Source organism: Kitasatospora sp. NPDC034023 (genome assembly GCF_055575795.1).
On sequence record NZ_JBVIRY010000024.1, the window covers coordinates 142871 to 151132 of the forward strand.

At 72.6% G+C, this 8262-nt stretch carries 7 protein-coding genes and 1 pseudogene; 3 read left to right on the forward strand and 5 right to left on the reverse strand.

All coding sequences use genetic code 11. The features are described from left to right. The first annotated feature begins 81 nt into the window (after positions 1–81). Entirely contained in the window at positions 82–909 is an 828-nt protein-coding gene (locus ACZ52R_RS28640) for an SAM-dependent methyltransferase (protein ID WP_465615271.1), read from the forward strand. A 179-nt stretch (positions 910–1088) separates the two neighbouring features. After that, positions 1089–2723 (forward strand): purple acid phosphatase family protein, encoded by a 1635-nt coding sequence (locus ACZ52R_RS28645; RefSeq protein ID WP_465614851.1) that lies wholly within the window; start codon positions 1089–1091, stop codon positions 2721–2723. 82 nt (positions 2724–2805) lie between these two features. On the opposite strand, the gene ACZ52R_RS28650 is transcribed toward ACZ52R_RS28645, so the two are convergent. The 5 genes from ACZ52R_RS28650 to ACZ52R_RS28670 form a co-directional block, all read right to left on the reverse strand. After that, positions 2806–4332, reverse strand: coding sequence for a cytochrome P450 (locus tag ACZ52R_RS28650; RefSeq protein ID WP_465754414.1), 1527 nt, complete (start codon positions 4330–4332; stop codon positions 2806–2808). A gap of 11 nt (positions 4333–4343) precedes the next feature. Further along, the gene (locus tag ACZ52R_RS28655) at positions 4344–4967 is read right to left on the reverse strand and encodes a GTP-binding protein (RefSeq protein ID WP_465614853.1); all 624 of its coding nucleotides are present in this window, start codon (positions 4965–4967) and stop codon (positions 4344–4346) included. Then, positions 4948–5307: a DUF742 domain-containing protein gene (locus ACZ52R_RS28660; protein WP_360501812.1), complete on the reverse strand. Its 360-nt coding sequence runs from the start codon at positions 5305–5307 to the stop codon at positions 4948–4950. The genes ACZ52R_RS28655 and ACZ52R_RS28660 overlap by 20 nt, the downstream gene beginning before the upstream one ends. Positions 5308–5402: 95 nt before the next feature. Further along, positions 5403–5789, reverse strand: coding sequence for a roadblock/LC7 domain-containing protein (locus ACZ52R_RS28665; RefSeq protein WP_199807809.1), 387 nt, complete (start codon positions 5787–5789; stop codon positions 5403–5405). Positions 5790–5806: 17 nt separating this feature from the next. Further along, entirely contained in the window at positions 5807–7483 is a 1677-nt protein-coding gene (locus ACZ52R_RS28670) for an ATP-binding protein (protein WP_360501815.1), read from the reverse strand. Between the two features lie 405 nt (positions 7484–7888). Here ACZ52R_RS28670 and ACZ52R_RS28675 point away from each other — a divergent pair. Next, positions 7889–8262: pseudogene (locus ACZ52R_RS28675) on the forward strand (IS5/IS1182 family transposase); the annotation flags it as partial.

Genomic DNA, 8262 nt, shown 5'->3' on the forward strand with positions numbered 1-8262 from the left:
AACAGCGCATCGGACAGCAGTGCCGCGGGGAGCAGCACATTCGGCACCGACGCGTTCGGCGCCGACGCATCCGAAAGCTGGCTGACCGAGGCCGGGTTCGAGGAGCCGCCGCAGGCCGACCTGCGCACCGACCGGGCGCACTCCGCCCGGGTCTACGACTACCTGCTCGGCGGCAAGACGAACTTCCCGGCGGACCGCGAGGTCGGCGACCGCGTCATGGCCGACCTGCCCGGCGCGCGCGAGGGGGCGACCGCCGCCCGCGCGGTCATGCACCGGATGGTCCGCCGGCTCGCCGAACTGCACGGCGTCCGCCAGTTCCTCGACGTCGGCACCGGTATCCCCACCGCGCCCAACCTGCACGAGATCGTCCAGTCGGTCGACCCGTCGTCGCGCGTGGTCTACGTGGACAACGACCCGATCGTGCTGGCTCATTCGCGCGCGCTGCTCACCAGCACCCCCGAGGGCCGTACCGCCTACGTCCAGGGCGACCTGCGCGAGCCGGAGCAGTTCCTCGCCGACCCGGCGGTCGCCGCCACCCTGGACCTGAACGAGCCGGTCGCGCTGACGCTGATCAACATCGTGCACTTCCTCTCCGACGAGGCCGCGCACCCGCCCGTCCGCAAGCTCCTGGACGCCCTGCCGGCGGGCAGCTTCCTCGCGCTGACCGCCGGCACCGGCGACACCTCGCCCGATCGGGCGGAGATCGGCGCCCGGCGCTACGCGGAGGCCGGGATCGAGGTCCACATGCGCTCGCGCGAGGGCGTCGAGCGCTTCTTCGCCGGCCTCGAACTGGACGACCCGGGCGTGGTGCTGATCAACCGTTGGCACCCGGAGCTGGGCGAAGCGCCGTCCCCGGCACTGGCCGACGAGGAGGTCCCGGTGTACGGCGGAGTGGGCCGCAAGGCGTAACCGGCCCGCGAGGCGTAACCGACCCGCGAGGCGTAGTCGCCTCCGTAGGGTCCGCCACCGCCGATATTTCGTCAATTCGACGTCCGTCGAACCCGGAGTGCGCCAAAACCATCGTCTTTACGTGTACGTGTCATTAAAGTGACTGCCCGTCGAACCCCCACTCGACAGGCGGAGAACCCATGACCATTGCACGCAGGTCCATCCTCAAAAGCACCTCGGCGGCCGGAGCCGCCCTGGTGGCAGCAGGCTCGACGGCGGCCGCGCAACCCGCGGCCGCCCAACCGGCCGACGACGCCCCCACCAGCCCACTCCTGCAGACCACCCCGCACCGCGCCGGAACGGCCGGCGTGACCGGTTTGCACCTACAGTTCGGCACCGACGCCGGCACGGAGATGACCGTCTCCTGGCTCACCCCGCAGTCCGTCCGCCGCCCGCAAGTGCGGTACGGCACGACGGACGGCGGCCTCGGCCGGGTCGTCCAGGCCGAGACCCGCACCTACCGGGACTCGATCGACAAGATCGAGGTGTACGTCCACCACGCACGCCTCACCGGCCTGCGCCCGGGCACCACCTACCTCTACAGCGCCGGCCACGACGGCGCCAACCCCGAGACGGGCACCTTCACCACCGCCCCGCGCGGCCGCGCCCCCTTCACCTTCACCAGCTTCGGCGACCAGGCCGCGCCCAACCTTCGCCGCCTGGTCACGTTCCCCGCCGGTATGCCCTCGCCGCTCGGCAAGTACCCGGTCTTCATGAGCAGCCAGGTCGGCACCTCGGCCTCCGCCGACATCGTCTCGGCCGTCGAACGCGTCGGCCCGCTCTTCAACCTCGTCAACGGAGACCTCTGCTACTCCTCCTACGCCGGGCGCCACGGCCAGAGCCGCACCGCGACCTGGGCCGACTGGTTCATCAGCAACAGCCGCTCCACCCGGCTGCGCCCCTGGATGCCCTGCGTCGGCAACCACGAGAACGAGGGCGGCAACGGCCCGATCGGCGCCCTCGGCTACCAGGCCTACTTCTCCCTCCCCGACTCCACGGCCTCCTCCGACGAGGAGACCCGGGGCATGTGGTACGCCTTCACCGTCGGCTCGGTGCGCTTCATCAGCCTCGCCAACGACGACGTGGCCATCCAGAACTCCGGCGACATCTACCTGCGCGGCTACTCCGGCGGCGCCCAACAGCGCTGGCTGGAACGCGAGTTGCGCACCGCCCGGAGCAGCCGGGCGATCGACTGGATCGTGGTGTGCATGCACCACCCGATGATCTCCAGCTCCATGCACGGCGCCGGCAGCGACCTCGGCATCCGCGAGACCTGGGGCAAGCTGTTCGACGCCTACGGGGTCGATCTGGTGCTGTGCGGCCACGAGCACTACTACGAGCGCTCCCACCCCGTCCGCGGCACCCTGCCCAACGACACCCGCACTCCGGTGCCGACCGAGACCCGCACCGACATGATCGACACCGGGCGCGGAACCGTCCACATGATCATCGGCGCCGGCGGCAACGCCGCCACCACACAGGACGACCTCTTCCCGACGCCCAAGGGCCGGGTGGTCATCGGGCTGGAGGACCCGAAGCCCGGTGCGCCGTACCGGGAGTCGGTCTGGCTCACCGAGGACGCGCCGTGGGCCGCTGTCCAGGACCGCGAACACGCCCACGGCTTCGCGGCCTTCGAGGTCGACCCCGGCGACCGGCGCGGCGGTACCACCACCATGAAGGTCACCTACTACACCTTCGACGGACCGCACGGCGACCTCACCCCGGTGGACACCTTCACCCTCTACCGCCGCCGGACCGACGGGCGCGAGGGCTGACACCCGCGTGGCTGACACCTGGGCGGCCCGGCGCCGAACCGTCGTGGTTCCGGCGCCGGGCCGCCCAGGTGTCAGTGCCGGTTCAGCGGCGGAAGGCGCCGGTCAGCACCTGCCACCAGCTGCGCCGCCGCTGCGCCGGGACGGTCGGGGCCACGCTCCGGCCCGTCCCGCCGGTTCCGGCCTGCGCGCCCGTCCCGGCGGTTCCCGCCACCGGGACGGCCCGGGCCGCCTGCTCCGCTTCGGCCGCCTGCGCTGCCTGCGTCGCCTGCGCCGCCTGCGCCGCGACCGCCGCCGCCCGCTCCGCCTCCGCGACCGACACCGGGTCCGGGTCGATGTCGCGCGGGGTGAACTCCACGGGCAGCGCCGTCAGGTGCCGGGAGATCCAGGCCGAGCTCCAGGTCAACTCCTCCTCCGGTACGGCGAGTCGGACGTCCGGCAGCAGGGTGAGCAGGATGTCGATGCCGGCCTCGGCGACGTGCCGCCCGATGTCCTGGCCCGGGCATTCGTGCGGCCCCGCGCCGAAGGACAGGTGCGAGCGGTTGCCGTACAGCGGGGCGGCCAGGTCGGGGCGGACCACCGGGTCGACGTTCCCGGCCGCGAGTCCGAGCAGCAGCAGGTCCCCGGCCTTGATCTGCTGCCCGCCGAGTTCGGTGTCGGCGGTCGCCCAGCGGCCGGCCACCAGGGACATCGGCGGGGAGTCCCACAGCACCTGGTCCAGCGCCTCGCCCAGGGTCATCTGGCCGCCGGACAGGTGGGCGCGGAAGCGCGGGTCGGTGAGCACCATCTTCAGCGAGTCGGCGATCAGGTTGACGGTGGTCTCGTTGGCGGCGAGCAGCACCACCCGCAGGTGCTCCATCACCTCGTCCTCGGTCAGACCGGCCGGGTGTGCCAGCAGACGGCTGGTCAGGTCGTCGCCGGGCTCCTCACGCTTGAGGGCGATGGTCCGGCGCAGGCCCGCCACCACGTACTCGTTGCTGGCGATGGCCGTCTCGGTGCCCTTCATCAAGTCCCGGGCGGCGTCGACCAGTTGTGGCCCGTACTCGTCGGGCATGCCGAGCAGCTTGGTCATCACCAGCATCGGCAGGTGCTCGGCGAACTGGGTGATCAGCTCGGCCCGGCCGGTCGGCCCGACCACCTGGACCAGGTCGGTGGTGAACCGCCGCACGTGGCGGCGGATGCCGCGCCGGTCGAAGCGGTTCAGGCCGTCCAGCACGGCGCCGCGCAGCCGGCGGTGCTCGTCGCCGTCCGCGAACACGCAGATCGGCTGCCAGGCGACCACCGGCAGCAGCGGGGAGTCCATCGGGAGCTCGCCGGTGCGGAACGCCGTCCACAGGCGCGAGTCGCGCGAGAACAGCGAGGGGGTGCGCATCGCGGTGATGTTGGCGCCGTGGCCGAGGATCAGCCAGGCCCGGTGGTCGCCGTGCAGCAGGACCGGGGCCACCTCGCCGTACTCGGCGCGCAGCTTCTCGTAGAGGCCGGCCGGGTCGGCCTCGGCCTCCGGCCCGTACAGGCGCCGCAGGCCGCCGGGGCCGATCGGGCCGGTGGTGCTGCCGTGCGCCGGGCAGCCGGGCGGCGGGGTGGGTGCGGCGTCGGGGAATGGGGTGCTCACAGGGTCTCCGGTCACAGGGTTCGGGTGGTCGGCGCGGCCAGCTCGTACAGGTAGTGCATCAGCGTCATCAGGGTGTCCCGGCTGGATTCGCGGCTGCGCGCGTCACAGCTGACGATCGGCACGTCGGACGGCAGGTCGAGCGCACCGCGCAGGTCCGCGAGCGGGACGCTCGGCGCCTCGGCGAAGCCGTTGACGGCGACCACGAAGGGCACACCGCGCTCCTCCAGCCGCCCGATCACCTCGAAGCTGACCTCCAGCCGGCGGGTGTCGACCAGCACCACCGCGCCGAGGGCGCCCTCGAACAGGCCGTTCCAGAGGAACCAGAACCGCTCCTGCCCGGGGGTGCCGAAGACGTACAGCACGAGCCGCTCGCTGAGGCTGATCCGGCCGAAGTCCATGGCCACGGTGGTGGAGGTCTTGAGCTCGACCCCGGTCGGGTCGTCCACGCCGACCCCGGCCTGGGTCATGGTCTCCTCGGTGGTCAGCGGGCGGATCTCGCTGACGGAGCCGACCAGCGTCGTCTTGCCGACGCCGAAGCCGCCCACGATCACCACCTTGACCGCCGTGGTGACGGTGTCCGGCAGCAGGTCCGCGCCGGCCGGCCCCACCGCCGTGTCAGAGCCGCTGAAGTCCATGGATCACCGCCTCCAACAGGGCCCGGTCGGGAAGTTCCGCCGCCGGCACGGCGGCGCGGGCCTCGATCAGTTCGTCGTCGAGCAGGTCCGCCAGCAGGACGGTGACCACGCTCGTGGGTAGCCCCAGGTAGGCGGAGACCTCCGCCACCGAGAGCGGGGAGCGGCACAGCCGCAGGATGGCCGCGTGCTCGGGCTGCAGGGCGGGGGTCGGCTCCGCGCGGGAGACGATCAGGGTGACCAGGTCGAAGACGCCCGGCCCGGACGGACCGCTGCGGCCGCGGGTGATCACGTACAGGCGGTCGGGCTCGGGGCCGTCCCAGCCGCCCTGGTCTGCCGTCATGCAACCGCCTCACTGTGCTCGTTCATGCGCGTGGCCGTTCATGCGCGTGCCCGTTCATGTGGCCGTCCCGCCGCCGCGCGGGTCCGGGGGCCGGTTCACGCGACCACCTCGGGGTTGCGCGGCGGCGTGGACAGGTGCTCGCCGATCCGGGCCACCAGGTCACGCATCTGGTGGCTCACCAGCCCGGCGTCCACGCCCTCGTCGGCGAGCACCGCGAGGTAGGCGCGGTCACCGGCCGCCATCAGGTAGAAGTAGCCGCCGTCCACCTCGATCACCACCAGCCGCATCGAGCCGTCGCCGTGCGGGAACTCGTGCCCGACCGCGCCGGCCAGGCTCTGCAGCCCGGCGCAGGCGGCGGCGAGGCGGTCGGCGGTGTCCGGATCGGTGCCGTACTGGGCGATCCGCAGACCGTCCGCGGACAGCACGATGACGTGGCGCACGCACGGGACGCTGTGTGCGAGGTCGTTGAGGATCCAGTCCATGTTGCTGCGGTGCGGAATCACTGCTCGCCTTTCCCTGCCGTCTCTTCAGTGGTGTGTCCGGGGCCGGTCTGCGCGGCACCGGGCCGGCCGACCCGGCCGACCGGACCGGCGGACGGTCCGGGCCCGGTGCCCTTGATGCCGTCCATGAACGCCTCCAGCCACAGGCCGGGCTGCTTCGGCTCCGTGGCGGGGCGGGGAGCCTGCGCCGCCGGGCCCGCCGCAGGCCCGGCCGTCGGACCGGCGAGCGGCGCGGACGGCTGGGCGGTGCCGCGCGCGGGGGTGGCGAAGGCGGCGCGGCCGGTCGGCCGGTGGCGCCGGCGCTGCGGCAGGCCGGTGGCCGTCCGCTCGGTCACGATCACCTCGTCGTCCCCGGCCGCCGCCGAGACGGAGGGCGAGCCCCACGGGCTGGTCGAGCCGTAGGACGGGCCGACGCCGGCCGAGGTGGTCCGGGCGCCCCAGGGCCGCGCCGGGGCCGCGTGCCGGGGCGGGTTCGGCGGGAGCGGACGGGGGCCGGAGAAGGCGCCGATGCCGTGCGCCCGCCCGGTCGGGGGAGCGGTGGTGAGCAGTTCCTGCGGTACGACCAGCACCGCGCGCACACCGCCGTACGCGGAGCGGCGCAGCGACACCTGGAAGCCGTACGCCTGGCAGAGCCGGCCGACGATGGCGAAGCCCAGCCGCGGGGACTCGGTGAGGTCGTCGAAGTCCTTGGAGACCATAGCCTCGCGCATCGCGCGTTCGGCGCGGGCCGTGGCCTCGTCGGTGAGGCCGAGACCGCCGTCCTCGATCTCGATCGCCATCCCGCTCTGCACCTCGGAGGCGCTCAGGTGCACGTGGGTGTGCGGCGGGGAGTAGCGGGTCGCGTTGTCGAGCAGCTCGGCGACGGCGTGGATCAGCGGTTCGACGGCCGGGCCGGTGACCGAGATCTGGGCCACCGGGTGCAGGTCCACCCGCTGGTACTCCAGGATCCGGGACATGCCGCCGCGCAGCACGCTGTAGAGGGCGATCGGCCGGGTCCACTGGCGGCCGGGGCGAGCGCCGGAGAGGACGGCGATACTGTCGGCGAGGCGGCCGGTCAGCGCGTTGCCGTGGTCCAGGCGCAGTAGGTCGTCGAAGACCGCCGGGTCGTTGCCGTGCCGGTCCTCCATCTCCCGCAGGTCCTTGGCCTGCCGGTGGATGATCGCCTGGACCCGGCGGGCGATGTTGACGAAGGCGCGCTCGGCGGAGTCGCGCCGGCTGACCTCGTCGTCGACGGCGACGGCGATGCCGTGCGCGACGGACACCAGGGACTTGCGGAACCTCGGCGACACGGCCACCAGGTCCTGCCCGATCGGGTTCAGCAGGACGTCCATCGAGTACCCGTACCGGGCCCCGGCGACCACCCGGCGCAGCTCGACCTCGGCCAGCCGCGCGAGTTCGTCCTCCTGCCCGGCCAGTCGGCGCTGGAAGTCCTCCGCCTGCCGGACGCTACGGTCCCGCAGTTCGCTCAACGCCCGCCCCCGGCGGGCCGACTCGGCGGCCACCACGGCCACCAGCACGGTGCCCGTCGCCCCGCACCACAGCACCCCGGCCCGGGCCCCGGCGCCCACCAGCGCCGCGGCGACCGCCACGGCCGCGGCCATCACAGCCGTCGGCAGCAGCCAGCCGAGCAGGGGCGCGCGGCGCCGTCTGGCGGGTGACGATCCAGCTCGAAGCATTCAGCATCCTCAAACGATCGGAACAGTACGGGGACGGACGGCGACCGGCTCCGGAGGCGTGGTGCTGCAGCATAGCCAAGTTCAGGACAATCCTGACCGAAACTCAAAAATACTGTCCCTCAACCGACTTGTGGCAACTTGCCGGACATGCCCGACATCTCGCACACCAGTCCCGCGCCCGGCGGAACGCCGCCCCGCACCAGGCTTCTCGCCCCGCCGTCCCCGCACCGCCAACCCGCCCCGGATTCGCCCATCAGAAGGGTTTCCACGCCAAGTCCCCGCGCGAAAAGCAGAGTTCGTGCTAAGGGCGTCCGCCAGTAGGTGCCGAGCTAATCGGTAGTAGCAGGGCAGGCACGGTTCGCCCGATCATGGAGTTCTCTACGCTTCATGATCACCGGGGGATCCGTGCCTGCCGTCCCATCATGCATTCTCGACCCGATCCGTGACCAGTTCCTCGCGCTGCTCCCCGCTCGTGAGGACCGCCATCCGCTGGGCTGCCACAATCCGCGCATCAGCGACGAGGTCGTCTTCGACCGCCTGGTGCAGGTCCTGGTCTTCGGCTGCGGATACGAGCGGGTGGCGGACCGCATGTGCTCTGCCACCACGCTGCGTCGCCGCCGCGACGAGTGGATCGCCGCCGGCGTGATGGAGACCCTGCGCGTGCTTGCACTCGCCTGCTACGACCAGATGATCGGCCTCGAACTCGACCAGCTGTCCGCGGACGGCTGCATCGCCAAGGCTCCGTCCGGCGGAGAGTGCGCTGGCAAGAGCCCCGTTGA